This window comes from Clostridium sp. UBA5119, assembly GCF_002414285.1.
In the GTDB taxonomy this organism is placed as follows: Bacteria; Bacillota; Clostridia; order Clostridiales; family Clostridiaceae; genus Clostridium_J; species Clostridium_J sulfidigenes.
This window is the reverse complement of record NZ_DHYX01000005.1, coordinates 1-1956: the sequence shown is the minus strand read 5'-3', so window position 1 is coordinate 1956 and position 1956 is coordinate 1. Positions and strand designations below refer to the sequence as shown.

Annotated in this window: 1 protein-coding gene; it reads left to right on the top strand. The window is 32.7% G+C overall.

Features of this window, described 5'->3' with window-relative positions:
- Window positions 1-171: 171 nt before the first annotated feature.
- Window positions 172-1956 (top strand): ABC transporter ATP-binding protein (locus B2671_RS00180; protein WP_346868583.1); only part of this gene is annotated, 1785 nt, incomplete at its 3' end.

Sequence of the window (1956 nt, the reverse complement as noted above, 5' to 3'; positions counted from 1 at the left end):
TGTAGTATTGATAGTTGCTCAAAGAATAAGCTCTATTATGGATGCTGATAAAATTATAGTATTAAATGAAGGTGAAGTAGTTGGAATAGGAACTCATAGAGAGTTACTGAAAAATTGCCATATATATAAAGAGATTGCATCATCACAATTAACAAAGGAGGAGTTGGCATAATGAAGAAGATTAAAAATACAGTAAGTAAAATTTCTCCCTTTGTAAAACCTTATAAATGGCCTTTTATAGGGGCCATAATATTTGTAATTATAGCAGCGGTCTTTACTGCTCTAGCTCCCATGACAGAAGGATTAATTATAACTCAGCTTACCAAGGATGCCTTTGATATGGCGAAAGGAGTAGCAGGAGCTTCAGTAAATTTTAATTATATAATAAAAATTTTAATAGTTTTAGCCGTTGTATATGTAGGAGGTACAGCATCAACATATGCAGCTAGCTTCATGTTAACTAATGCAATTCAAAATACCATGAGGGATTTAAGAAATGCAGTTCAAGATAAAATTAGAAAATTACCAGTGAGTTACTTTGATAAAAATAGCTATGGAGATGTATTAAGTCGTATTACCAATGATATAGATACTATATCTAATGCATTACAGCAAAGTTTTGTTCAAGTAGTTAATGCAGTTCTTTCATTAACTTTTGCCTTGATAATGATGTTTACAATAAATGTAAAGATGGCACTAGTAGCTATACTTATAATACCTATAAGCTATATTATATCTAGAGTTATAGTTGGAAGATCACAAAAACTGTTTTATAATCAACAAAATGCTTTAGGAAACCTAAACGGTAAGGTTCAGGAGATGTATACTGGCTTTAATGAGATAAAACTATATGGAAAGCAAGATGACGTTATAAGAGAATTTGGAGATATAAATCAAGAACTTTGTAGTACTGGATTTAAAGCTCAATTTATATCAAGTATAATGTCACCCCTAGTTTCTCTAGTAAGTTATTTAGGAATTGCAGCCATTGGAGTATTAGGTGCAATTAATGCCATAGCAGGTGCCATTACTGTTGGAAACCTACAAGCATTTATTCGTTATATATGGCAGATAAATCAACCTCTTTCTCAGGTAACTCAATTATCCTCAGCTATACAATCAGCTTTTGCAGCAGTTGATCGTGTATTTGAAATATTAAATGAGGAGGAAGAAATTTCAGATAAAGAAGATTCAATAAAATTAGAAAATCCACGTGGTAATGTTACCTTTGAACATGTTAAGTTTGGGTATAGTGACGACAAGCCATTAATAAAAGACTTAAGTGCAGAGGTAAAGAGTGGGCAAATGGTAGCCATTGTAGGTCCTACAGGAGCAGGTAAAACTACTCTTATAAACTTACTTATGAGATTTTATGATGTCAAAGAGGGAGCTATAAAGGTAGATGGAGTAGACATTAGAGATATGAAGAGGGAAGAGCTACGGTCAATATTTGGAATGGTTCTTCAAGATACATGGCTGTATAATGGTACAATTTACGATAATATAAAGTATGGTAGATTTGATGCTACGAAAGAGGAAATAATAGAAGCTGCTAAGATAGCTAATGTACACCACTTTATAAAGACTCTCCCTGATGGGTATAACATGTTTCTTAATGAAGAAGCATCTAATATATCTCAAGGTGAAAAGCAGTTGTTAACTATTGCTAGAGCTATAATATCAAATCCTGCCATATTGATATTAGATGAGGCAACAAGCTCTGTAGATACTAGGCTAGAGCTATTACTTCAAAAAGCTATGAAGAATATAATGAAGGGAAGAACAAGCTTTGTTATTGCCCACAGACTTTCCACTATCCGTAGTGCGGATTTAATTTTAGTTATAGATGAAGGTAATATTATAGAGCAAGGAACTCATGAAGAGTTAATGGTAAAGGGTGGTTTTTACGAGAAGCTTTATAATAGTCAATTTAGAAATAAGGAAGAAGTAAGAAGT